The organism is Rhizobium sp. FG96 (genome assembly GCF_057808655.1).
This window is the reverse complement of record NZ_JBMDIL010000002.1, coordinates 78,833-100,650: the sequence shown is the minus strand read 5'-3', so window position 1 is coordinate 100,650 and position 21,818 is coordinate 78,833. Positions and strand designations below refer to the sequence as shown.

General features: G+C 64.2%; 22 protein-coding genes. 11 read left to right on the top strand and 11 right to left on the bottom strand.

What is annotated here, in order from left to right; all coding sequences use genetic code 11:
* The first annotated feature begins 33 nt into the window (after window positions 1-33).
* From ACODR6_RS03755 to ACODR6_RS03745, 3 genes are read left to right on the top strand one after another with little or no spacing between them, the layout of a single operon-like run.
* Window positions 34-873 carry an ABC transporter substrate-binding protein gene (locus tag ACODR6_RS03755; RefSeq protein ID WP_199625887.1) on the top strand — a complete coding sequence of 280 codons (840 nt, stop codon included), beginning with the start codon at window positions 34-36 and terminating at the stop codon, window positions 871-873.
* Window positions 866-2,842 carry a Fe(3+)-hydroxamate ABC transporter permease FhuB gene (gene fhuB, locus ACODR6_RS03750; RefSeq protein ID WP_489021521.1) on the top strand — a complete coding sequence of 659 codons (1,977 nt, stop codon included), beginning with the start codon at window positions 866-868 and terminating at the stop codon, window positions 2,840-2,842. Before ACODR6_RS03755 ends, fhuB begins: the two co-directional genes overlap by 8 nt.
* On the top strand, window positions 2,839-3,882 hold the full coding sequence (locus ACODR6_RS03745; RefSeq protein ID WP_489020857.1) for a DUF2218 domain-containing protein: 1,044 nt from the start codon (window positions 2,839-2,841) through the stop codon (window positions 3,880-3,882). Before fhuB ends, ACODR6_RS03745 begins: the two co-directional genes overlap by 4 nt.
* A 51-nt stretch (window positions 3,883-3,933) precedes the next feature.
* On the opposite strand, the gene ACODR6_RS03740 is transcribed toward ACODR6_RS03745, so the two are convergent.
* The 8 genes from ACODR6_RS03740 to ACODR6_RS03705 all read right to left on the bottom strand — a co-directional run bounded on the left by ACODR6_RS03740 (window position 3,934) and on the right by ACODR6_RS03705 (window position 12,013).
* Window positions 3,934-4,551 carry a TerC family protein gene (locus ACODR6_RS03740; protein ID WP_112712605.1) on the bottom strand — a complete coding sequence of 206 codons (618 nt, stop codon included), beginning with the start codon at window positions 4,549-4,551 and terminating at the stop codon, window positions 3,934-3,936.
* 138 nt (window positions 4,552-4,689) lie between these two features.
* Window positions 4,690-4,992, bottom strand: a complete 303-nt coding sequence (locus ACODR6_RS03735; protein ID WP_130280201.1) for a hypothetical protein — start codon at window positions 4,990-4,992, stop codon at window positions 4,690-4,692.
* Window positions 4,993-5,110: 118 nt separating this feature from the next.
* Complete coding sequence (cydX, locus tag ACODR6_RS03730; RefSeq protein ID WP_112388881.1) at window positions 5,111-5,221, bottom strand: cytochrome bd-I oxidase subunit CydX; 111 nt, start codon at window positions 5,219-5,221, stop codon at window positions 5,111-5,113.
* Window positions 5,222-5,233: 12 nt separating this feature from the next.
* Window positions 5,234-6,385, bottom strand: a complete 1,152-nt coding sequence (cydB, locus tag ACODR6_RS03725) for a cytochrome d ubiquinol oxidase subunit II (RefSeq protein WP_203430174.1) — start codon at window positions 6,383-6,385, stop codon at window positions 5,234-5,236.
* Between the two features lie 5 nt (window positions 6,386-6,390).
* On the bottom strand, window positions 6,391-7,971 hold the full coding sequence (locus ACODR6_RS03720) for a cytochrome ubiquinol oxidase subunit I (RefSeq protein ID WP_489020854.1): 1,581 nt from the start codon (window positions 7,969-7,971) through the stop codon (window positions 6,391-6,393).
* 73 nt (window positions 7,972-8,044) lie between these two features.
* On the bottom strand, window positions 8,045-9,736 hold the full coding sequence (locus tag ACODR6_RS03715) for an amino acid ABC transporter ATP-binding/permease protein (protein ID WP_489020852.1): 1,692 nt from the start codon (window positions 9,734-9,736) through the stop codon (window positions 8,045-8,047).
* The gene (cydD, locus tag ACODR6_RS03710) at window positions 9,733-11,436 is read right to left on the bottom strand and encodes a thiol reductant ABC exporter subunit CydD (RefSeq protein ID WP_489020850.1); all 1,704 of its coding nucleotides are present in this window, start codon (window positions 11,434-11,436) and stop codon (window positions 9,733-9,735) included. The genes ACODR6_RS03715 and cydD overlap by 4 nt, the downstream gene beginning before the upstream one ends.
* 4 nt (window positions 11,437-11,440) lie before the next feature.
* Entirely contained in the window at window positions 11,441-12,013 is a 573-nt protein-coding gene (locus tag ACODR6_RS03705; RefSeq protein ID WP_130280189.1) for a GbsR/MarR family transcriptional regulator, read from the bottom strand.
* 232 nt (window positions 12,014-12,245) lie between these two features.
* On the opposite strand from ACODR6_RS03705, the gene ACODR6_RS03700 reads away from it, so the two are divergent.
* Genes ACODR6_RS03700 through ACODR6_RS03675 form a run of 6 tightly spaced genes read left to right on the top strand, consistent with a single transcriptional unit; the run spans window position 12,246 to window position 17,028 of the window.
* Window positions 12,246-12,725, top strand: coding sequence for a DUF2938 domain-containing protein (locus tag ACODR6_RS03700; protein ID WP_489020848.1), 480 nt, complete (start codon window positions 12,246-12,248; stop codon window positions 12,723-12,725).
* 14 nt (window positions 12,726-12,739) lie between these two features.
* Window positions 12,740-13,498 (top strand): precorrin-6A synthase (deacetylating), encoded by a 759-nt coding sequence (gene cobF / locus ACODR6_RS03695; protein WP_489020846.1) that lies wholly within the window; start codon window positions 12,740-12,742, stop codon window positions 13,496-13,498.
* A 41-nt stretch (window positions 13,499-13,539) separates the two neighbouring features.
* Complete coding sequence (cobG, locus tag ACODR6_RS03690) at window positions 13,540-14,904, top strand: precorrin-3B synthase (RefSeq protein WP_489020844.1); 1,365 nt, start codon at window positions 13,540-13,542, stop codon at window positions 14,902-14,904.
* Between the two features lie 2 nt (window positions 14,905-14,906).
* The gene (locus tag ACODR6_RS03685) at window positions 14,907-15,539 is read left to right on the top strand and encodes a precorrin-8X methylmutase (RefSeq protein WP_489020842.1); all 633 of its coding nucleotides are present in this window, start codon (window positions 14,907-14,909) and stop codon (window positions 15,537-15,539) included.
* Window positions 15,536-16,267, top strand: a complete 732-nt coding sequence (locus ACODR6_RS03680) for a precorrin-2 C(20)-methyltransferase (protein ID WP_489020840.1) — start codon at window positions 15,536-15,538, stop codon at window positions 16,265-16,267. The genes ACODR6_RS03685 and ACODR6_RS03680 overlap by 4 nt, the downstream gene beginning before the upstream one ends.
* Window positions 16,264-17,028 (top strand): precorrin-3B C(17)-methyltransferase, encoded by a 765-nt coding sequence (locus ACODR6_RS03675; protein ID WP_489020838.1) that lies wholly within the window; start codon window positions 16,264-16,266, stop codon window positions 17,026-17,028. Before ACODR6_RS03680 ends, ACODR6_RS03675 begins: the two co-directional genes overlap by 4 nt.
* Here the strand turns inward: ACODR6_RS03675 and ACODR6_RS03670 are convergent.
* A complete protein-coding gene (locus tag ACODR6_RS03670) occupies window positions 16,992-17,762 on the bottom strand; it encodes a cobalt-precorrin-6A reductase (protein WP_489020836.1) in 771 nt (256 codons plus the stop codon). The genes ACODR6_RS03675 and ACODR6_RS03670 overlap by 37 nt on opposite strands.
* Here ACODR6_RS03670 and cbiE point away from each other — a divergent pair.
* Together cbiE and cobM are read left to right on the top strand one after the other, a co-directional pair.
* Entirely contained in the window at window positions 17,761-18,999 is a 1,239-nt protein-coding gene (cbiE, locus tag ACODR6_RS03665; protein ID WP_489020834.1) for a precorrin-6y C5,15-methyltransferase (decarboxylating) subunit CbiE, read from the top strand. The genes ACODR6_RS03670 and cbiE overlap by 2 nt on opposite strands.
* Complete coding sequence (gene cobM / locus ACODR6_RS03660) at window positions 18,996-19,754, top strand: precorrin-4 C(11)-methyltransferase (protein ID WP_489020832.1); 759 nt, start codon at window positions 18,996-18,998, stop codon at window positions 19,752-19,754. The genes cbiE and cobM overlap by 4 nt, the downstream gene beginning before the upstream one ends.
* Before the next feature lies 1 nt (window position 19,755).
* On the opposite strand, the gene ACODR6_RS03655 is transcribed toward cobM, so the two are convergent.
* On the bottom strand, window positions 19,756-20,568 hold the full coding sequence (locus ACODR6_RS03655) for a TIM barrel protein (protein WP_489020830.1): 813 nt from the start codon (window positions 20,566-20,568) through the stop codon (window positions 19,756-19,758).
* Window positions 20,569-20,720: 152 nt separating this feature from the next.
* Window positions 20,721-21,749, bottom strand: coding sequence for a LacI family DNA-binding transcriptional regulator (locus ACODR6_RS03650; protein ID WP_489020828.1), 1,029 nt, complete (start codon window positions 21,747-21,749; stop codon window positions 20,721-20,723).
* Window positions 21,750-21,818 lie beyond the last annotated feature (69 nt).

Genomic DNA, 21,818 nt, shown 5'->3' with positions numbered 1-21,818 from the left:
GCACCGACATTCACCCGCCGCGGCCTTCTCGCCATGGCTGCTGCCCTTGCGGCGCCGTCCCTATCGAGGGCGGCTGCGTCACCGCGCGTCGCAACGCTTGATTGGGCGCTGCTCGAAACGCTGCTGGCGCTCGGCGCCGATGTGGTGGCGGGCACCGAGCTGGTCGGCTTCCGCAAGATCGCCGTCGAGCCCACCGTTCCAGAGAGTGTCGCCGATCTCGGTCTGCGCGGCACGCCGAATTTCGAGGTGCTGCGCTTCGCCAGACCCGACCTGATCTTCAATTCGAATTTTTACGGCTGGGCCGACGGCCCGATGAGCCGCATTGCGCCGGTCAAGAGCCAGTCGATCTACCGCATGGGCGACAGCCCCTTCCAGCGCGCCCAAGACGTGACGCTCGCGATAGCGGACGAGCTCGGGCTTGCGAGCGGCAAGCGCTATGCGGACGATCTCTCGGCACGGCTTGATCGCTACCGGACCGTTCTTTCGGTGGGCGATGGCCGGACGATCCTGCCGATCAATCTCGGCGATGCCCGTCACTACCGCGTGTTCGGCAGCGACAGCATGTTTGGCGAGGTTCTGGCGCGCACCGGCCTGAAGAATGCCTGGGAAGGCAAGACCAGTTACACGGCCATGGCGCCGATCGGCATCGAGACGCTGGCCTCGATGCCGGATGCCTGGATCGTTTTCATTCCGCCGCATCCGCCGGATGCGCTGGTCGCGCTGCAGAACGGCGCCTTCTGGCAGGCGCTGCCGGCCGTCAGGGAAAAGCGCGTGCTGACCATCGGCTCCATCAATCCCTATGGCGCCTTGCCTGCCGCATCGCGCTTTGCCGATCTGCTTGCGAAAGGGCTGACCGATGCATGGAATGGTTAGCCGCAAACCGGCAAGCCGCTGGGGCAAGCCGCAGCTGAGCATTGCCGTCTCGGTCTGTGCCTGCGCGCTGATCTTTGCACTGCTCTTGGCGTTCCGGCCGCGGCTGCCGGCCAGCGAGGCGGTGCTCGACGCGGCCCTCCTCTGGCAGAGCATGATGCCGCGCGCCGCGCTTTCGCTGATCGCCGGTGCCGCGCTCGGCCTTTCCGGCTTTCTCCTGCAGCGCGTGCTGCGCAATCCGATCGCCGATGCCTCGACACTCGGCATTGCCTCGGGCGCGCAGCTTGCGATGAGCATCGGCCTGAGCTTCTCGCCGCTGCTGCTCGGGCTTTCGCGTGAATTCATCGCCTTCGCCGGCGGACTGGTTGCAGTGGCGATCGTGTTGGGATTGAGCTGGCGGCGCAGCCTCGATCCGGTGACGGTTGCCCTGTCGGGCATGATCGTGACATTGATCGCCTCGGCGCTCAGCGTCACGATCATCCTTGCCCGCGGCGAATACGCGATGTCGATCTATATCTGGGGCGCGGGTTCGCTCAGCCAGCAGGATTGGAGCGGCGTTCTCTCGCTTGCACCGCGGCTGCTCGCGGGCTTCGCCGCCGCCGTTCTGCTGCTGCGGCCGCTGCAGGTTCTCTCGCTTGACGATGCGGGCGCAAAAAGCCTCGGCGTCGCGCTGCATGCGACCCGGTTTGCGGTATTACTGCTTGCCGTCTGGCTCTCGGCCTCGGTCACCGCCAATGTCGGCATCATCGGCTTTCTCGGCCTCGCCGCCCCGGCGATCGCCCGTTTCGCCGGAGCCCGCACGACAAGGCAGCTGGTCATCGCCGCACCGCTGACCGGCGCCGCACTGTTGTTCTTCACCGATTGCCTGACACAGCTGCTCGGCCCCGGCTTTACCGATATCGCACCTGCGGGAGCGGCAACGGCGCTGCTCGGTGGTCCGCTGCTTCTTTATCTTCTGCCGCGCGTGCATTCCTTTGCCGCCGTCACGGCGCAGACCACATCGGCGATCAAGCGGCTCCACAGCCCAGCCCGCGTCTTCCTGATGCTCCTCGTCGCCCTCGCGCTGGTCGTCGCACTGGTGCTGACGACGGCGCCTGCCAATGACGGCTGGCATATCGCGACCGGCGCACTGTTCAGCGATCTCCTGCCGTTGCGCCTGCCGCGCACCATCGTTGCTGCGGGCGCAGGCGCAATGCTGGCGGCTGCGGGCTTCATCATGCAGCGGGTCACCGGCAATCCGATCGCCAGCCCGGAAGTGCTCGGCGTCAGCACCGGCGGCGGCGCGGGCTTGACGGTTGCGCTGTTCATCTTCGGCTTCCCGCCGCCCTTCGTCATGCTGGCCTCGATGGCGATCGGCGCGCTTGTCGCGTTTCTCATCATGATCGCCATTGCTGCCCGCGCCCAGTTCGCGCCAGAGCGGCTGTTGCTCGCCGGTATCGCCATCGGCGCCTTCTCGATGGCGATCGTCACGATGGTCTTGGCGCAGGGCGATATGCGCGGCTACGTGCTGCTCACCTGGCTCTCGGGCTCCACCAATAGGGCGGGCAGTTTCGAGGCCTGGACGGCTGTCATCTCGCTTGCGGTGCTGGCCGCGCCGCTGCCCTTCCTCAGCCGCTGGCTCACCATCCTGCCGCTTGGCGGCCCGTCGGCGCGCAGCCTCGGCCTGCCGGTCGGCGCCAGCCGTCTGGCACTGGCGACCATCGCCGCGTTGATGACGGCGGTCGCCTCCTTCCTCGTTGGACCGCTCAGCCTGACCGGATTGATCGCGCCGCATCTGGCGCGGCTCAGCGGTTTCCACCGGCCTGGCCAGCAGCTCGCCGCCAGCATCCTGATCGGCGCCGGCGTGCTCGTTTCGGCCGATTGGCTGTCGCGCGTGGTGATCTATCCCTATCAGGTTCCGGTCGGCCTCTTCGCGGCGCTGATCGGCGGTCCCTACCTCATCTGGCTCCTGACGCGGAAGGAAGCGGCATGACGGCGCAGTTCAGGCTTTCGGGCACGGCCATTCCGACGGGCGCGAAGCGGATGCTGGAGGAGATCGCCGAACATTTCGCCGAGCACGCATCGGTAACCCGCGTTGGCGAAACCGTGCATCTTGAGCATGAGATCGGCGCCGCCGATATCCGCATCGCTGAGGGCAAGCTCGCCATCGAACTTGCCTCGAACAGCGAGGACGAGCTGACGATGATCCGCACCGTGCTTGCCGAGCATCTCTTCCACTTCGCCGGTGAGGAGAAGTTCGAGCTCACCTGGTCGGAGAAGCCGAAGCCGGCGCTGCCTGGCAATATGCGTCTCGCGACCGTGACAGGCGGCCGCAACATCACCCCGCATATGCGCCGCGTCACCTTCACCTGCCCCGATGTGCAGGACTTCGAGAAGGGCGGCCTGCATGTCCGTCTGGTGCTGCCGCAGAATGGCGAGGCACCGGTCTGGCCGACGGTTGGCGACGATGGCCGCATCCAGTGGCCTGACGAGACGATCACCGCCGTGCGCATCTATACGATCCGCAATGTCGATGCAGAGCGTGACGAAGTCGATATCGACTTCGTGCTGCATGAGGGCGAGACAATGCCGGGTGCCACCTTCGGCGCGACGGCTGCCGCAGGCGATCTGATCGGCATCATGGGACCGGGCGGCGGCTGGATGCCGGAGGCTGCCGACCTCATCCTGGCCGGAGACGAGACGGCCCTGCCGGCCATGCTGCGGATCATCGAGGCGGCGCCTGCCGGAGCCAGGATCCGCTTCTTCGGCGAGGTGGATAGCGCTGCCGAAGAGCAGGCGGTTTCGTCCGCCGCCCAGGTCGAGACTGTCTGGCTGCATCGCAACGGTGCGGCCGCCGGCACGACGGGCAGGCTGCAGCGGATGATCCATGAACTGGCACCGCAATGCGGCGCACCGACCTTTATCTGGGTCGGCTGCGAGAAGGCGGAGGCCGTGGCGATCCGCGAATATCTGAAGGACGAGCTGCAATATGACCGGCAGTGCATGCGGGTCGGCAGCTACTGGGAAAAGTAAAGGGCGGCCCGGCTTTCGCCGGTCCGCCCTGTTTCTTGCCTGAGAAGGCTATCAGCCAGCCAGATACGGCCAGACTTCGAGCGTGCCGCGATACATCATGTCGAGCGCGACGTAGAGAATGATCGCCAGACCGACATAGGCGATCCAGCGGTGCTTGTTCAGCAGGCGCGCGATGAAGTTTGCGGCGATACCCATCATGGCGATCGACAGTGCCAGACCGGCAACGAGGACGGTCGGGTGTTCGCGGGCCGCACCGGCAACCGCCAGAACGTTGTCGAGCGACATCGAGACGTCGGCAATGACGATCTGGCTGGCGGCCTGCCAGAAGGTCTTCCTCGGCTTGCCCTCGGCGCCGTCGAGCGCTTCCTCGCCTTCCGCGCCATGCTGGGCGCGCAGCTCGCGCCACATCTTCCAGCAGACCCAGAGAAGCAGCAGGCCACCGGCGAGCAGCAGGCCGACGATGGCGAGCAGCTGGACAGTGATCGACGCGAAGATGATGCGCAGAACGGTGGCGGCCAGAATACCGACCAGAATGGCCTTCTTGCGCTGATCGGCCGGGAGGCCGGCGGCGGCAAGGCCGATGACGACGGCGTTATCGCCGGCAAGAACAAGATCGATCGCGATGACCTGCAAAAGCGCAGTCAGCCCCGCGGCAGTAAAGATTTCCATGAAACGTCCCCCGATGTTCGGAAGCCGGACTAGAGCCCGCAAAACGTTACGTCAACCGGCAATCACCCCGGTCCACGCAAATGTCCCGGATGTGTGTCCTGGCAGTCCCACGCCGGAAACGCGCGGGGAGACCATCGCCTAATGTTTGAGCTTGATGATCAGCTCGCGATACTCATCGGCGATCGCGATGGCTGCCTTCGCAACGACAGGACTGATGGATTTATGGTCAATTGCGATGCGGCAGGTCTCGAAGACGCCACGCAGCTCATGCTCGATATCCGAGAGCTGCGGATATTTCTGCACGAGAAGATGCGGCAGCATGCGCGCCTTGTTCTTCATCGGATTGGAATTGTTGGAGAAAATCAGGTTTTCCGCGATCACTTCCCGGATCGCATCTTCAAGACGCCACGTTGCACCGATCATATCCGTGACTGACACCATGCTACCCCTCTTCTACCGGCGGGCATATTCCGCCTGAATAATACGAAGCAAGGCTTGTGCCAGATTTGCGGATACCGGGCGGCGGTGCTCCGCCCGGTATCGTCTCAACTCATGAAGCTCAGGATTTCTTCTTCTTGGCTTCGTCGTCCATCAGCTCGTACCACATGGCGTTGAGAACGGCGAAGGCGGCTGCGAGCGGCAGGCCGAGGATCCATGCGAAATACCACATCGTCTTTCTCCTTTAATAGGCGTGGCCGCTTTTGTCGGTGATGGCCTTCTCGTCCACCTTGCCCCACAGAACCTTGTAGACCCAGGCGGTGTAGAGAAAGATCAGCGGCAGGAAGATCGCCGAGACGACGAGCATGATGAACAGCGTCATATGGCTCGACGAGGCATCCCAGACCGTGAGGCTCGCCCGCGGATCGAGCGAGGACGGCAGGATGAACGGGAACATCGAGACGCCGACCGTCGAGATGATGCCGAAGATCGACAGCTTGCTGAACAGCAGTGTCGTCACCTCAAGCTTCGCCCGCATGCTGAGCAGCGCCAGCGCGGCACCGATGAAGCCGAGCGCCGGTGCGATCAGTAGCCACGGATAGGTGCCGTAATTGGCAAACCAGGTGCCGGCATGTTCCGCCGTCTTGAACAGCGGATTGGACGGACCGACCGTGTTGATCTCGCTGGTGATGCGGTATCCATCGACGCCGGCGGCGAGGAAGATGCCGCCGAGCGCAAAGAGCAGGATCGCGGCAAAGGCGGCAAGGCTGCCATAGTGCCGGGCGCGTTCGGCAACCGGGCCTTCGGTCTTCAGGATCAGCCAGGCCGCGCCATGCATGACCAGCATGGCGACGGACAGCAGTCCGCAGAGCAGGGCATAGGGGTTGAGGAGACCGAAGAAGGTGCCTTCGTAGAAGATCCGCATATCGTCGGCGAAGCGGAAGGGCACACCCTGCAGGACGTTGCCGACGGCGACGCCGAAGATCAGCGAGGGCACGAAGCCGCCGACGAAGAGTGCCCAGTCCCAGTTGTTGCGCCAGCGAGGGCTCTCCCGCTTGGAGCGGTACTTGAAGCCGACGGGACGCAGGATGAGCGCAAACAGCGTCGCGAACATCGCCAGGTAGAAGCCCGAGAACGAGACCGCGTAGAGCGGCGGCCAGGCGGCGAAAATGGCGCCGCCGCCGAGGATCAGCCAGACCTGGTTGCCTTCCCAGGTGGCGCCGACGCTGTTGATGGCGACGCGCCGCTCGGTATCGGTTTTCGCAACGAAGGGCAGGAGAGTACCGACGCCGAGATCGAAGCCGCCGGTGGTGGCGAAAGCGATCAGCAGGACGCCGAGCAGCACCCACCAGATGACGCGCAGCGTGTCGTAGTCGAGAAGTTCGTGAAGGATCATGACAATCACTCCGCAGCGGGAACGAGGGTTTCGGAGATCAGCTCGGCTTCCGGCTCGTCATCGGGCTCGGGGCCATTCTTGATCGCCTTGATCATCAGGCTCATCTCGATGATGATCAGCGTCGTATAGAGCGCCGCAAAGCCGATGATCGTCAGCAGCACGGTGCTGGCGCCGAGGCTGGAGACAGCCGCTGCCGTCGGCAGCACGCCTTCGATCACCCAGGGCTGGCGGCCGAACTCGGCAACGATCCAGCCAACCTCGATCGCCACCCACGGCAGCGGGATCGCGAAGACGGCGACCCTGAGCAGCAGCGGATACTTGTCGAGATGGCGGCGCGCCGACAGCCAGAAGAAGGTTGCCGTCAGCACGATGAAGAACATGCCGAGGCCGACCATGATGCGGAACGACCAGAACAGCGTCGGCACATGCGGAATGGTGTCATGCGCCGCCTGGACGATCTGCGCGTCGGTTGCCTGGCGCGGATCGTCGACATAGCGCTTCAGAAGCAGCGCATAGCCGAGATCGTGGCCGAGGTCCTCGAAGGTGGCCTGGACATCTGCGGGAACCTGATCCGGTGGGCGGACCGCCCGGATTTTGGTCAGCGCATCATAGGCCTTGATGCCGTCGCGGATGCGGACTTCGGCTTCCTTCTCCAGCTTGTCGATGCCGGGAATTTCGGTCGTCAGCGAGCGCGTACCGATCAGGCCCATCGCCCAGGGGATGTGGACGGCGAAATGCGTTTCGCGGGCTTCCTGATCCGGGAAGCCGAAAGCGGTGAAAGGCGCGGGCGCCGGTTCCGTCTTCCACATCGCTTCGATCGCGGCGAGCTTCATCTTCTGGTTTTCAGTGGCGAGATAGCCGCTTTCGTCACCGAGGACGACGACGGAGAGCGACGACGCGAGGCCGAACGAGGCGGCGACCGTCATCGAGCGTTTCGCGATCTCGATATGCCGGCCCTTCAACAGGTACCAGGCCGAGACGCCGAGAACGAAGACCGAGGCGCAGACATAGCCGGCCGAAACCGTGTGGACGAACTTCGCCTGGGCGACCGGGTTGAAGACCACGTCGAAGAAGCTGGTGATCTCCATGCGCATGGTCTGCGGATTGAGCGCCGAGCCGACCGGGTTCTGCATCCAGCCATTGGCGATCAGGATCCAGAGAGCCGAAAAATTCGAGCCTAGCGCCACCGCCCAGGTGGCGGCCAGGTGTCCGACCTTGGAGAGCTTGTCCCAGCCAAAGAAGAACAGGCCGACGAAGGTTGCCTCCAGGAAGAAGGCCATCAGCCCTTCGATGGCGAGCGGCGCACCGAAGATATCGCCGACATAATAGCTGTAATAGCTCCAGTTCATGCCGAACTGGAATTCCATGACGATGCCGGTGGCGACGCCGAGCACGAAATTGATGCCGAACAGCGTGCCCCAGAACTTCGTCATCTGCCGCCATATCTGGCGGCCGGTCATGACATAGGTCGTTTCCATAATGGCGAGCAGCACGGAAAGACCAAGCGTCAGCGGTACAAAAAGAAAGTGATAAAGCGCGGTCAGCGCAAATTGAAAGCGCGATAGCGCGACTATGTCGAGTTCCATTGTCTTTCTCCCACGGTCCCACGGGATATCAAGAAGTCCACCGGCGCCGGCTGGCGTCTGCGGTCGTTAAAATTCAGTCCGGCCGGAGCCGGTCGAGTGCCCTTTCGAACGCCGCTTCTCCGCGGCGCGCGATGTCTGTGATGCGTCCATCCTCGATCACGGCGAGCAGATCGGCGATCGCCGCCTCGCGGCGGATGTGGCTGGCGATGACCACGGCGCGGCCGTCTGCCCGTTCGGCAAGGCGGTCCATGACGTCGCGGGCAGTATCGCCATCCAGACCCTCCGTCGGCTCATCGAGCAGCCAGAGGGATGCGTTGCGGAGAAACAGCCGCGCAAGCGCCAGGCGGCGCGATTGCCCGCCAGACAGGCCAAGCCCGCCTTCTCCGAGTTTCGTGTCGAGCCCTTTCGGCAGGGCGTCGATTGCAGTCAGCAGTCCGGCAGCATCGAGCGCGTCGCGCAGGCGCTCCTCGCTCGCTGCAGGGTCGGCGATCAGAAGATTGCCGCGGATGCTGTCGGCAAAGAGTTCGGTGCGCTGCGTCAGCAGCGTCGAATCCGTTATTGCGGCAGTTCCGCTCTGCGGCCGTAACTCGCCTGCGAGCAGTGCCAGGAATGAAGACTTTCCGGCTCCGCTGGCGCCGATGAGAGCAAGCTTCTCATCAGCTTTTAAAGTAAGCGATAGCTTACTTATGGCAAGCCTCTCGGCGCCGTCATGAGCGGCTGCAACATCCGTCAGCGCAAAGGCGATGCCGGGTGCTGGTGCGACGTGTCCAGTCACCCGGTCCGGAGCCGTCAGACGTCCCCCGACGCGGCGCGCCGCGATCAGCGTGCGCCCAAGCTCGATGGCGCCGCGGCGCAGCGCAGCAAAAGGTTCTATGGCGGCGAAGGCGACCAGCATGCCGAGCGCTGCGACCGGCGCCCCGATGGCGCCTGCGCCTGCCAGCGCAGCGACCGCGAGCAGCGATCCCCCGAGAAGCAGCGAGGATGTCAGGCCGAAGCCGAGCGCGACGCCGGTTTCGATGCGGTTCAGACGATCGTGGGCTGCCGATGTATAGGTGTCGGCGGTGACGATTGCGGCGCATTGGGCGTGCAGGCGCCCGGCCATCAGCAGGTCCGTCTGGCCGGCGACGAGATCGATGACGCGGCCGCGGACTGCCTCGACGCCGTGCATGCGGCGGCGTGCGGATTTTGCAGCGGCGCGGCCGGCGGCATAGGGGATGCCGAGACCGGCGAGCAGCAGGAGCAGCCCTGTCGAGGCGCCAAGCAGCGGATGGATCAGGCCGAGCGCCACGCTTGCCGCGATCGCGGCGCAGATTGCGACGGCGGCAGGAACGAGGACGCGCAGATAGAGCCCGTCGAGCGCATCGATGTCAGCGGTCAGCCGGAACAGAAGACTTGAAGGCCGGGCCGCGAGATGGCGCGCCGCGCCGCCCTTCGCCCAGCCGCGAAACAGGCGTTCGCGGAGAGCGGCAAGCACCGACAGCGTCGCGTCATGCGTCGTCATCCGCTCGCCGTAACGCGAGAAGGTGCGCCCGATCGCCAGCAGGCGGATACCGGCCGACGGTGCGAAAACGTCGAAGGTGACGGCGGTGGCGACGGAGAGACCGGCAATCGAGGCGGCGGTGATGAACCAGCCGGAAAGGCCGAGAAGCGCGATACCGGCCAGAACCGTCAGCGCCGACATCAGCGCGCCGATCAGCAGGCCACGGCGGCGCTCGGCAAGAAACACGGCGATGACGGGTTTGAGGTCGCTGAAACGCGTGCTCATTCCGCAGCCTCCTGAAGATTTTCCGCGCCGATGGCGATCACCCGCTGCATGCGGGCGGCAAGCCGCGGATCGTGGGTGGCGACGACAAGCGTCTTGCCCTTGGCGAGATGGATCAGGCTGTCGGTGATCTCAGCGGCTGTCGCGGCATCGAGATGCGCAGTCGGCTCGTCGGCCAGGATGATGCGGATTTCGGGGTTGCAGGCAGCGCGAGCGATCGCGAGCCGCAAGGCCTCGCCGCCCGAAAGCCCGAGCCCGCCTTCGCCGAGCGGGCGCTTGCCATATGCGGCAGCAACCTGGTCGAGCCTGGCGGAGTGGAGCGCGTCATCCGCCATCGTGCCTGCGCGGCCGAGCGTGATGTTGCCTGTAAGCGAACCCGCAAAGATATGCGGCTTCTGGCCGATCCAGGCGACATGGCGGCGCCAGCTACCGGCCTCGCCGAGCGGCAGACCGCCGATGCGGACAGCACCTTCCGAAACTGGAGCAAGCCCGGCGATCAGCGTAAGCAAAGTCGACTTTCCGCTGCCGCTGGCGCCGAGCAGGGCCACATGCTCGCCGTGCATGATGCGACAGTTGAACGCGTCGATCGCCAGCGGCTTGTCGGCGGCGTAGCGGAAACCGGCATCGTCAAGTTCGATATCGAAACGCGCTGTCTGTCGGCCGTCCGCTTCCTTGACGATATCGAGGCCACCGGTTGCAATTCCATCCAGCGCCAGGAGCGCCGCTTCGCCGCTGGCGCGATCGTGCCAGATAGACGAGAGGTCCCGCAGCGGCTCGAAAAAGGCCGGAGCAAGCAAGAGCAGGAAGAGGCCGGCCGTCAGGTCAAGGCCGCCGGTCCAGGCGCCGAAAGTGATTTCGCCGAGCAGGCTGAAGCCGACATAGACTGCGAGCAGGGCCACGCCGAGCGCGGCAAAGAGTTCGAGCACGGCGGAGGAGAGGAAGGCGATCCTGAGGACTGCCATCGTCCGGTTCTTCAGGTCGTCGGCATCGGCGCGCAGGCGCGTTGCCGTCTGATCGACGGCACCGAGCGCGCGGATCGTCGTCAACCCGCGCAAACGGTCGAGCAGGAAGCCGTTCAGCCCGCCGGTCGCGGCCAGCTGCTTTTCACTGGCGGCCTGGGCACGCCAGCCGATCAGCGCCATGAAGACCGGGATCAGCGGCATGGCGATCAGCAGGATCAGCGCAGCAATCCAGGAGATCGGAAAGATGCAGACAAGCATCACCAGAGGCACAGCTGTCGCCTTGAAGCGGGCGGGCTGGAACCGGGCGATATAGGGCACGATCAGTTCGGCCTGTTCGCCGATGACGCTCGCCGCTTCGCCGGAGGCCGGCCGCGAGGGATCGACAGGCGAGCGGCGCGCAAGGGCCCCGACGGCGGCCGCGCGGCGTTTGCTGAGTTCGGCGCGGGCGACCTTGAACGCCAGGCGGCCGCCTGCCGCCTCGAGACAGCTCTTGGCAATGCCGAGGATGACGATGAAGATTGCAGGCCAGAAAACGGCGTTGAGCCCGCCGCCATTGGCGATACGGCCGACGGAAAGAGCGATGAGGGCGGCCTGCGGAATGAAGAACAGGGCGCCCGCGGTCTGCAGCAGCGCGGCAGCCTTGGATCCCGGCCTGTTTTTGGCAACGCGGCTTCTGCGACGGCCGCGCCCTTGCGCGCCCGGTTCTGGCTCGTCATTCGCGTCTAAGAAAGCACTCCCCATAGCGCTAACTCTTGTTCGCAGGACGGCGGCCGCGGCCGAGCGAAATCACCCGGTCCTTGGCTTCCAGAAGCTTCGTAACTTTTGCCCCCAGAGATAGTAATGTTGCGAGACGTTCGGTTTCAAGTTGTTTTACGTCTTCATACCAATGCGTCAGCTGTTCGATTAGCCCGTGCATCTCGCCCATGCGCTGCTGTGCATATTGCTCATGCTCGCTCGCAGGCTTCTGCATCAGGATTTCCCGCAGCACCGAAAGGGTCGGATCGACCTCGCGCTTCTTCCGCTCCTCGGCGAGCGTGCGCAGGATCAGCCAGACGTCGTCGGGCGTCGAAAAGAAGTCGCGACGGTCGTCCGGCTTGTGTTTCATCAGCACGAGGTTCCAGGCCTGCAGCTCGCGCAGGCTCATCGATACGTTCGAGCGCGAGATGCCGAGCGCATCGACGATCTCCTCGGCGCAGAGCGGCTCCGGCGAGACATAGAGCAGGGCGTAGATCTGGCCGACGGTGCGGTTGATGCCCCAACGGGAGCCCATTTCACCGAAATGCAGCACGAAGGATTGGACAAGCGGCGGAAGGTTCATGACGGTTGTTTCCGTAATGTCTGTGATTTCAGAAATTTCTGAAATGACTATATTCTCGTTTTCGCGCTGCACAATCGGCGATCGCCGTCTGCGGCAATTTGGTCAGTAGCCCATGAGCTCGGTGGGGCCCACCCAAACAATCGTTTAGGCGCAGCAATGATGTCTCGCTCTGTTGCAGAGGAGCCCCGCCGCCATTAAGACGGTGAGGGGTTTCACATCTGGATATTCTCACATGTTCGATATTCTCTGGCGCGGCATCGTGATCGGCATCGGCGCGACTGTTCTCATGGACATCTGGGCGATCGTTCTCAATCGCTTCTTCGGGCAGGCGCCGGCCAACTGGGCGCCGGTCGGGCGCTGGTTCTATCATCTGAAGAACGGCAAGGTGTTCCACGACAGCATCGGCAATGCCGTACCTTACGAGCATGAGCTGGCGCTCGGCTGGATCAGCCATTACGTCACCGGCATCGTCTATGGCCTGGCGCTGGCGCTCATCATGGGGCAGCCCTGGCTGGCGGCGCCGACCTTCATTCCGGCCTGGATTCTCGGTATCGTTACCGTCGGCGCCGGCTGGTTCCTGTTGCAGCCGGGCCTCGGCATCGGCTGGGCGGCATCGAAGACGGCGAACCCGAACAAGGTGCGCGCCATGAACCTGATTGCCCATACGGTGTTTGCGCTCGGGCTTTACGGAACGGCGCTGCTGATCCGTTGAGGCGGGAGACCGCAATGAGAGAAATCTTCGTCATCGGCATCGGGACCGGCAATCCCGATCATGTCACCATTCAGGCGATCAACGCCATGAAGGGAGCGGACTGCGTCTTCATCCCCACCAAGGGAGCGAAGAAGGAGGAGCTTGCGAGCGTGCGCCGCGAGATCTACGAGCGCTACCTCGACACTGGTAAGACGAAGACGATCGAATTCGCCGTTCCCCAGCGCGAGATCGAGGGCCGGAGCTACACCGGGAGCGTCGACGAGTGGCACGCGGCAATCGCCGCGACCTATGCCGGGCTGATCGCCGGATTGAAGCCGGATGAAAAGGCGGCGTTCCTCGTGTGGGGCGATCCCAGCCTCTATGATAGCACGCTGCGGATTCTCGAGCGCATTCGTGACAAGGTCGAGTTCTCAGTATCGGTCATTCCCGGGATTACCAGCATCCAGGCATTGGCGGCGAGCCACCGGATTCCGGTCAACCTCGTCGGCAAGCCGGTGGAGATCACCACCGGGCGGCGGCTCGCGGAGACGGGTCTGCAGGCCGACAGCACCGTCGTCATGCTCGATGGCATCCAGGCCTTTTCGAAGATAGACGATCCCGATGCCGAGATCTTCTGGGGCGCCTATCTTGGTACCGAAGACGAGATCACCCATTCCGGCCGCCTCGACGACGTCGCCGATGACATCGTGAAGATGCGGGCCGAAGCCCGCGAGCGGCATGGCTGGATCATGGATATCTACCTGCTGCGCAAGGGCCGCGATTTCGAGGAATAGCCGCCTTTGCCGAGCGTGCCGTCATCCTGTAAGGACAGGGCATGAAAGGTTCAGCCATGGCCGCGGCCACTGACAGACAGATCGAGACGGGCGATTACTGCGTACCGGGCCTGCGCCGCGGCGCCTGTCCGACGCTCGCCGCACCGATGCTGACAGGCGACGGATTGCTGGTGCGCTTGCGCCCTGCCGGTGGCGCGCTGACTGTGGCGCAGCTACGGTCGCTCGCCGTCTCGGCGACCGCGCATGGCAACGGCATAGTCGAGATCACGGCGCGCGGCAATCTGCAGGTCCGTGGCTTGCGGGCAGAGAGCGTCGAGGCCTTGGCGGCCGATATCGATGCTGCCGGTATCATTGTCCCGGCCAATCCGGCCATCGAGCTCTCGCCGCTGCATGGGCTCGATCCGGCCGAAGTATCGGATCCATCCGCTTTCGAGCAGATGCTGCGCGAGCGCCTGCACGAGACGCTCTCCTCACCGCTGCTGGCGCCGAAGCTTGCGATCCTCGTCGATGGCCGCGGGCATTTTTGCCTTGATGAGATGAGCGCCGATATCCGCATCGTGGCGGTCGATGACACGCGCTGGATGGTGGCGATCGCAGGGACGGCGAAAACCGCGCATCCGCTTTTCTGCGGCGATGCCGGAGAGGCCGTTGCCGCCGTTGGCCGAATTCTCGATCTGCTGATTGCCAGAGGCAAGCACAGCCGGGCGAGGGAGCTTGATGATCAGGCACTGGCAACCGCATTCGTGCAGCCCTTGGCCGAGTTAGCGCTTTCGCCCTCTGCCGAGCCGCAACCCGGCACATTGACGCTTTCCACGCAAAAGGCTGCGCTTGGTCTCCGCCCGCAATTCGGCCAGATGCAGTCGAGCGAGCTGATCGCGTTTCTTGCCAATCTCGATGCGTCAGCGGAGATCCGGCTTGCGCCCGATCGCCAGTTTCTGATCACCGGCCTTTCTCACGCGGAGGCGGAACGCCTGACGATGATCGCCGGCGGTTACGGCCTGAGCGCCGATCCGCAGGACCCCGCAGCCAATATCGCCGCCTGTGCCGGTGCCGGCTTCTGCATGTCGGGCTTCTATGAAACGCGGCGGCTCGCCGCCCGGATTATCGAACATGCGCCGGAATTGCTGGACGGCTCGCTGACCGTCCATCTCTCCGGCTGCGCCAAGGGCTGCGCTCATCCGGCAGCGGCGCTGACGCTCGTCGGATCGGCCGATGGCTACGGATTTTCGCTTGATGGCAAGGCAGGTGACGCGCCTGACACAACGATTGCTGGCGGCGGGATCGAATCCGCTATAGAGAAGCTCGCCCAGCTTGCCGGACCGCAGCGTCAGGCTGGTGAATCGGCGGCCGCCTGTCTGAAACGGCTTGGCGCCGCAACGATCGCGAAAGCGCTGCGACAGGACTAGGGATGCCAGACTACGATTACATCCGCGAAGGCGACGCCATCTACGAGCGCTCCTTTGCGATCATCCGCAGCGAAGCCGATCTTTCGCGCTTCTCGCCTGAAGAGGCCGATGTCGCCGTGCGCATGATCCATGCCTGCGGCCTCGTCGAGGCTGCTGCTCACTTCGAATTCGCTCCCGGTGTCGTCACGGCGGCGCGCGAGGCGCTGAAATCAGGCGCGCCTGTTTTCTGCGATGCCGAGATGGTCTCGCATGGCATCACCCGCGCACGGCTCCCGGCCGGAAATGACGTGATCTGCACGCTGCGCGATCCGCGCACGCCCGAGCTCGCCAAGGCGAAGGGCAATACACGCTCTGCGGCGGCAATCGAGCTCTGGCGCGAGCGGCTGGCCGGCAGCGTCGTGGCGATCGGCAATGCGCCGACCGCTCTTTTCTATCTGCTCGAATTGCTGCGCGATGGTGGTCCCAAGCCTGCGGCGATCCTCGGCATGCCCGTCGGCTTTGTCGGCGCGGCGGAATCCAAGGATGCCCTGGCGGAAAATTCCTACGGCGTTCCCTATGCCATCGTCCGCGGCCGCCTCGGCGGTAGCGCGATGACGGCGGCCGCGGTCAATGCACTTGCGAGGCCGGGTCTATGAACGCGCAAGGCCGTCTGATCGGCGTCGGCACCGGGCCGGGTGATCCTGAGCTTCTGACCATCAAGGCAGCGAAGGCGATCGAGAGCGCCGATGTCATCGCTTTCTTCGCCAAGCAGGGGCGGAGCGGCAATGGCCGCGCCATCGTCCAGCATCTGATCTCTGACCGCGCCGAGCTGCTGCCGCTCTATTATCCGGTGACGACGGAGATCGATAAGGGCGAGACGGCCTATCAGAGCCAGATCACCGCTTTCTACGATGCCTCGGCCGCTGCCGTTGCCGAACGCCTCGATGCCGGGAAGACGGTCGCTATCCTCAGCGAGGGCGATCCGATGTTCTACGGCTCCTACATGCATCTGCATGTCCGTCTTGCGCATCGCTATCCGACCGAGGTCATCCCCGGCATCAGCGCCATGTCCGGCTGCTGGTCGGTTGCGGGAATGCCGATCGTCCAGGGGGACGACGTGCTCTCCGTGTTGCCGGGCACGATGGCGGAAGCTGAACTGACCCGCAGGCTGGCCGATACGCAGGCGGCGGTGATCATGAAAGTCGGCCGCAATCTGCCGAAGATCCGCCGGGCGCTGGAAAGCGCCGGACGCCTGAAGGAGGCCGTCTATGTCGAGCGCGGCACGATGGCGAATGCGGCGATGATCAAGCTCGCCGAGCGGCCGGATGGTGATGCGCCTTATTTCTCGCTGGTGCTCGTTCCCGGCTGGGAGGCCAGCCGATGAGCGGTACGCTCTATGTCATCGGCACCGGCCCGGGCAATCCCGACCAGATGACGCCGGAGGCGGCGCGCGCCGTTTCCGCGTCGACCGATTTCTTCGGCTACGGCCCCTATCTCGACCGCATCGATTTCCAGCCACATCAGAGCCGTCATGCCTCCGATAATCGCGAGGAACTGGACCGTGCCAATGCGGCGCTGAAGATGGCTGCCGAAGGACGCACCGTCTGCGTCGTCTCGGGCGGCGATCCCGGCGTCTTTGCCATGGCGGCGGCGATCTGCGAGGCGATCGACAAAGGACCGGCCGAATGGCGCGGTGTCGATCTCGTCGTGTTGCCCGGCATCACGGCGATGCTCGCGGTTGCTGCGCGCACCGGCGCGCCGCTGGGCCACGATTTCTGCGCCATGTCGCTTTCGGACAATCTGAAGCCCTGGGATGTGATCGAGAAGCGGCTGGCGCTTGCAGCGCAGGCGGGTTTCGTCATCGCGCTCTATAATCCGATCAGCAAGGCGCGCCCCTGGCAGCTCGGCCGTGCCTTCGAGCTTTTGCGCAATGAATTGCCGGGCGCGACGCCCGTCATCTTCGGCCGTGCCGCGGGACGCCCGGATGAGCGCATTACGGTTCAGCCGCTGGAGACGGCCGATGCTGCCGTTGCGGATATGGCGACCTGTGTCATCATCGGCTCGCCGGAAACCCGGATCGTGGCGCGGGATGGCAAGCCGGATCTGATCTATACGCCGCGTTTCATCGCCGGAGGGACGAGGTGATCGATCGCCGCCAGCGCGTCCTCGACAGTCTCGACCGTTTTCATGGCGGGCGCCACGGCGCGGCCGATCATGAAGACTTCGATGCCGAGCATGCGCGCCGCTTCGATCTTAGCATAAGTGGCGTCGCCGCCGCTGTTCTTGGCGATCACGGCGTCGATGCGATGGTCCCGCAGGAGCGCCAGCTCGGCATCCAGCGCGAAGGGGCCGCGGTCGAGAATGAAAACGGCATGATCGAGCTTCAATGGCGGCGTGACGGGATCGACACTGCGGACCAGATAGAAATGCTGCGGAGCCGCCTCTGCCGCATGCGCCTCCTGCCGGCCGGTCGCCAGGAAGACGCGGCGCGGCGCAGCTCCAAGTGCCTCTATCGCTTCGGGAATGGTCGCGGCATGCGTCCAGCGGTCGCCGTGTTCCTCGCTCCAGAGCGGGCGGCGCAAGGCGATGGACCGAATGCCGGTCATTTCTGCAGCCTCCGCGGCATTCGCGGAAATTCTGGCGGCAAAGGGATGCGTGGCATCGACGAGCAGGTCAAATTCGCCTTCGCGAAGGAAACGCGAAAGTCCTTCGACGCCGCCGAAACCACCAATCCTCACGGAAACCGGCTGTTCGGACGGTTTTTCCGTACGTCCGGCAAGCGACAGCAGGATATCTGCGTCGGAGCGCTTCCGCAGCGCGGCCGCCAGCTGGCGCGCCTCGCTCGTGCCGCCCAGTATCAGAACGCGGAATTCTGCCATGTCTGATCTGCCGTCCCGATCCGAAAAAACCTGGCTGACCATTATCGGCATCGGTGAAGATGGTCCAGACGGTCTCGGCGAAGAGGCCAGCCGGCTGATTGCTTCGGCCCCGGTCGTGTTCGGCGGCGCCCGGCATCATGCGCTGCTCGATCGTCTCATTTCTGGCGAGCGGCGGATATGGCAAAGCCCGTTCGAGACGTCGGTGGACGATATCGTTTCCCGCCGCGGCACGCCTGTCGTGGTTCTCGCCTCCGGCGATCCCTTCCTCTATGGCGTCGGCGCCACGCTTTCGCGGCGGATCGCGGCGGACGAGATGCGCACGATTCCGGCCCCTTCGGCCTTCAGCCTCGCCTCCTCGCGCCTCGGCTGGCCGCTGCAGGATGTTGCGACGGTATCGCTGCATGGGCGTCCGATCGAACTGATCATGCCGCATCTGCATGATGGGCGGCGCATCATTGCGCTGACATCGGATCAGAAGGGACCAGCGGAACTCGCCAGGCTGCTGACCAATTACGGTTTTGGCCGTTCGCGTCTGACAGTGCTGGAAGCGCTGGGCGGTGATCGCGAGACGGTTCGCTCAGCGCTCGCGGCGGAGTTCGCGCTCGGAGCTATCGATCCGCTCAATGTCTGCACAGTCGAAGTCGTGGCTGATGAAAATGCCCGCATCCTGCCTTTCACCAATGGCCTGGACGACGGGTTCTTCGAACATGACGGGCAGATTACCAAGCGCGAGATCCGTGCTCTGACGCTGTCGGCGCTTTCGCCGCGCTACGGCGAATTGCTGTGGGATATCGGCGCAGGCTCCGGCTCCATCGGCATCGAATGGATGCTCTGCGATCCCTCGCTGAAGGCGATCGCCATCGAGCAATCGCCGGAGCGCGCCGCGCGCATCGCCCGCAATGCAACCGCTCTCGGTGTGCCAAGCCTCGCGCTGGTCGAAGGCACCGCGCCCTCGGCGCTCCGCGATCTCGCGCAGCCGGACGCGATCTTCATCGGCGGTGGCGGCAGCGAGCCCGGCGTGCTTGAGGCGGCGATTGCAGCGCTCAAGCCGGGCGGGCGTCTCGTTGCCAATGCCGTGACGCTGGAAATGGAAGCGCTGCTGCTTTCCGAATATGCGAAGCGCGGCGGAACGCTGACGCGCCTCGAAGTTTCCCGTGCCGCCCCCGTCGGCACGATGAGCGGCTGGCGCCCGGCAATGCCGGTGACGCAATGGCGCTGGATCAAGGATCTGACATGACCGTACATTTCATCGGCGCCGGCCCGGGCGCTGCCGACCTCATCACCGTTCGCGGCCGCGACTTGATCGCGAAATGCCCGGTCTGCCTCTATGCCGGCTCGATCGTCTCGCCGGAGCTTCTGCAATATTGTCCGCCGGGCGCGCGCATCGTCGATACCGCGCCGATGTCGCTCGATGAGATCGAAGCCGAATATCTGAAGGCCGCCAATGCCGGTCAGGATGTGGCGCGGCTGCATTCCGGCGATCTCTCGGTCTGGAGCGCGGTCGCCGAGCAGATCCGCCGCCTCGAAAAGCATGGCATCGATTTTACCATGACCCCCGGCGTTCCGGCCTTTGCAGCTGCGGCCTCGGCGCTCGGGCGCGAGCTGACGATCCCGGTCGTGGCGCAGAGCTTGGTGCTGACCCGCGTTTCCGGCCGTGCATCGCCGATGCCGAATGAAGAGACGCTGGAGAAATTCGGAGCCACCGGCTCGACGCTCGCCATTCATCTGGCGATCCATGCGCTCGGCCAGGTGGTCAGCGAGCTGACGCCGCTTTACGGCGCCGATTGCCCTGTCGCCATCGTCGTCAAGGCCTCGTGGCCAGATGAGCGGATCGTCCGCGGCACGCTCGGCGATATCGAGGCGAAGGTTGCGGCAGAACCGATCGAACGGACCGCGATCATCTTCGTCGGTCCATCCCTTGCTGCCAGCGATTTCCGCGAGAGCTCGCTCTACGATCCTGCCTATCAGCGCCGCTTCCGCGGCCGCGAATAGCTCAGACCGCAGAAGAGAGGTAATCCATGCTCTGGCGCAGCGCGGCTGCCGGATCCTTCAGCGCATGGACTTCCGTCGAGAATGGCTCGAAGGATGCGGGACCCTTGTAACCGGCCTGAAGCAGCGCGCGCACTTGGCCGGCATTGTCGAGCCGGTCAGCGGATGTCACCAGAACGCGGTGCGGGTCGCGCATGTCAGAAACGGAAACATCCTTGTCATCGACGCCCGAAATATGGATCAGGCCGGTCATGTCAGGGAAGATCGCGGCCTCGCCGGCGAGATGGTGGTGGAACGTGTCGTGGACGAGCTTGAAGGTGCTTTCGGCGCCCAGCTCGCGGATCGCATCGGCGGCTTCCGTCTTGGAGCTCAGCGAGCAGATTTCGAAGCCGAGCGGCTCGACCAGACCGATGATGCCGGCAGTGTCAAGCATCGGCTTCAAGGCAATCAGCGACTGGCGCAGATTGGCCTGGCGTGCGCCGTCTTCACGGCCGGTGCCGTCGTTCTTCGGAACCAGCACCAGCGCCTTGGCGCCGCAGGCGGCGGCGTAGTCGATCAGTTCCTTGGCTTCGGCGGCGCGGGTCTCGTTCCACTCGTTGAAACGCTGCAGGGCGTTGATCGAGATAGTCGTCACGCCATGGCGCTCGGCGGCCGCCTTGATCTCCGCCGGCTTGGTGCCGTCGAGGATCGCGTTGCCGCTGAGGTCGTTGCGGATTTCGACGGAGTCGATGCCGAGCGACTTTGCGAGCGCGAAGAAGCTGTCAATCCCAAGTGCGGGCGCTGCCATGTGGTTCAGCGCGTAGCGAACAGATGTCATTTCAAAAGTCCTCCCAAGGGCGCCCCGGTCTGGAGCGCAAATCTAGCCCGGGGAATCTCTATCCGAAAATTGCAAAGGCGCCAGCAGGCAGACACCTGTCCATCCTATCATCCGTGAGAGATTTTCATGAAGAATGATGGAATTCCATCATTCTAGATATTCTCTGGAATATAGATATCGAATGGCAGGAAGGTCTGGGCCGCAGTCCCGGCATCACCATTCGCGATGGTAGAGGTCATCTGGTTGATCAGCTCCCGGCAGAGCGCGGGAAGGGGCGTGCTGATCGCCATGGTCACGGTGCCATCCATCAGCCCTTCCTTGCTTTCGGGCACCAGTTCGTTGACGATCAGCGCGATCTCTCCGGTGCGTTTTTCCTCGCGGATTGCCGCGATCGCCCCCTCCATGCCGCCGCCGCAGACATAGAGGCCGACAAGATCGGGATGTTTCTGCAGCAGCGTCGATGTCGCCTCGTGGGTGATTTCGACGGTATCGAGATTGATCAACGTTTCCAGCAGCTTGAATTGCGGCGCCTCCTCGCGGAAATACGAGCGGAAGCTTATCTCGCGAAGCTCGTGACCGAGAAAACGATGACTGCCGACGAAGCAGGCGACCTTGCCGGGCTTTGGGGCGGTCCGAGCGATCGTCCAGGCTGCTGAGCGGCCGACCTTGCGGTTATCGAGGCCGAGATAGCCGGCGCGCACGCCCTCGGCGAAATCGGAAAGCACGGTGAAGACCGGAATGCCCTTGAGCTTCAAATCTTCCACCGCGGCCGTGACGGCGGGGTAATCCGGGGCCACCATGGCCACCGCCTGGTTGCGGGCCGTCAGCGTCCGGAGCTTCTCGGTAATGGCGGCAGGCGTGGAGGCCGCCGGATAATCGATCTGGATTTGCAGACGCGCGGTGGTGCAGGCCGCTGCCGCGATCTCGATCTCGCGGCTAAAGGCCTGGTAGAAGGATTGCGTCGGCTTCTGCAGCAGGAAGGCCAGCTGATAGCGCGGCAGGTCCTCGAAGACGCGCTGCCGGATCAGGCCGACAGCGTGGTAGCCGATCGATTGCGCCGCGTCATAGACACGCCGCGCCGTTTCCTCGCGAACCTTGTGGCGCCCGTTGAGCACGCGGTCGACAGTCGCCACACTGACGCCGGACGCATGGGCAAGGTCTGATATCGTCGGTCGGCGCATGACGGTTCCTGATATAATCCATCACAGATGAAAGCCATGTGTGATGGTTTTTGATAGAATATATCAAGA

Excerpts from the sequence above, each read along its gene's own strand:
- ACODR6_RS03745 (WP_489020857.1), top strand. The coding sequence starts at position 2,839 with ATGACGGCGCAGTTCAGGCTTTCGGGCACGGCCATTCCGACGGGCGCG.
- fhuB (WP_489021521.1), top strand. The coding sequence starts at position 866 with ATGGTTAGCCGCAAACCGGCAAGCCGCTGGGGCAAGCCGCAGCTGAGC.
- ACODR6_RS03740 (WP_112712605.1), bottom strand. The coding sequence starts at position 4,551 with ATGGAAATCTTTACTGCCGCGGGGCTGACTGCGCTTTTGCAGGTCATC.
- ACODR6_RS03675 (WP_489020838.1), top strand. The coding sequence starts at position 16,264 with ATGAGCGGTACGCTCTATGTCATCGGCACCGGCCCGGGCAATCCCGAC.
- ACODR6_RS03720 (WP_489020854.1), bottom strand. The coding sequence starts at position 7,971 with ATGGAACTCGACATAGTCGCGCTATCGCGCTTTCAATTTGCGCTGACC.
- ACODR6_RS03755 (WP_199625887.1), top strand. The coding sequence starts at position 34 with ATGGCTGCTGCCCTTGCGGCGCCGTCCCTATCGAGGGCGGCTGCGTCA.
- ACODR6_RS03700 (WP_489020848.1), top strand. The coding sequence starts at position 12,246 with ATGTTCGATATTCTCTGGCGCGGCATCGTGATCGGCATCGGCGCGACT.
- ACODR6_RS03705 (WP_130280189.1), bottom strand. The coding sequence starts at position 12,013 with ATGAACCTTCCGCCGCTTGTCCAATCCTTCGTGCTGCATTTCGGTGAA.
- cydX (WP_112388881.1), bottom strand. The coding sequence starts at position 5,221 with ATGTGGTATTTCGCATGGATCCTCGGCCTGCCGCTCGCAGCCGCCTTC.
- ACODR6_RS03735 (WP_130280201.1), bottom strand. The coding sequence starts at position 4,992 with ATGGTGTCAGTCACGGATATGATCGGTGCAACGTGGCGTCTTGAAGAT.
- ACODR6_RS03650 (WP_489020828.1), bottom strand. The coding sequence starts at position 21,749 with ATGCGCCGACCGACGATATCAGACCTTGCCCATGCGTCCGGCGTCAGT.
- cydD (WP_489020850.1), bottom strand. The coding sequence starts at position 11,436 with ATGGGGAGTGCTTTCTTAGACGCGAATGACGAGCCAGAACCGGGCGCG.
- cobM (WP_489020832.1), top strand. The coding sequence starts at position 18,996 with ATGACCGTACATTTCATCGGCGCCGGCCCGGGCGCTGCCGACCTCATC.
- cobG (WP_489020844.1), top strand. The coding sequence starts at position 13,540 with ATGAAAGGTTCAGCCATGGCCGCGGCCACTGACAGACAGATCGAGACG.
- ACODR6_RS03655 (WP_489020830.1), bottom strand. The coding sequence starts at position 20,568 with ATGACATCTGTTCGCTACGCGCTGAACCACATGGCAGCGCCCGCACTT.
- cobF (WP_489020846.1), top strand. The coding sequence starts at position 12,740 with ATGAGAGAAATCTTCGTCATCGGCATCGGGACCGGCAATCCCGATCAT.
- ACODR6_RS03670 (WP_489020836.1), bottom strand. The coding sequence starts at position 17,762 with ATGGCAGAATTCCGCGTTCTGATACTGGGCGGCACGAGCGAGGCGCGC.
- ACODR6_RS03685 (WP_489020842.1), top strand. The coding sequence starts at position 14,907 with ATGCCAGACTACGATTACATCCGCGAAGGCGACGCCATCTACGAGCGC.
- cydB (WP_203430174.1), bottom strand. The coding sequence starts at position 6,385 with ATGATCCTTCACGAACTTCTCGACTACGACACGCTGCGCGTCATCTGG.
- ACODR6_RS03715 (WP_489020852.1), bottom strand. The coding sequence starts at position 9,736 with ATGAGCACGCGTTTCAGCGACCTCAAACCCGTCATCGCCGTGTTTCTT.
- ACODR6_RS03680 (WP_489020840.1), top strand. The coding sequence starts at position 15,536 with ATGAACGCGCAAGGCCGTCTGATCGGCGTCGGCACCGGGCCGGGTGAT.
- cbiE (WP_489020834.1), top strand. The coding sequence starts at position 17,761 with ATGTCTGATCTGCCGTCCCGATCCGAAAAAACCTGGCTGACCATTATC.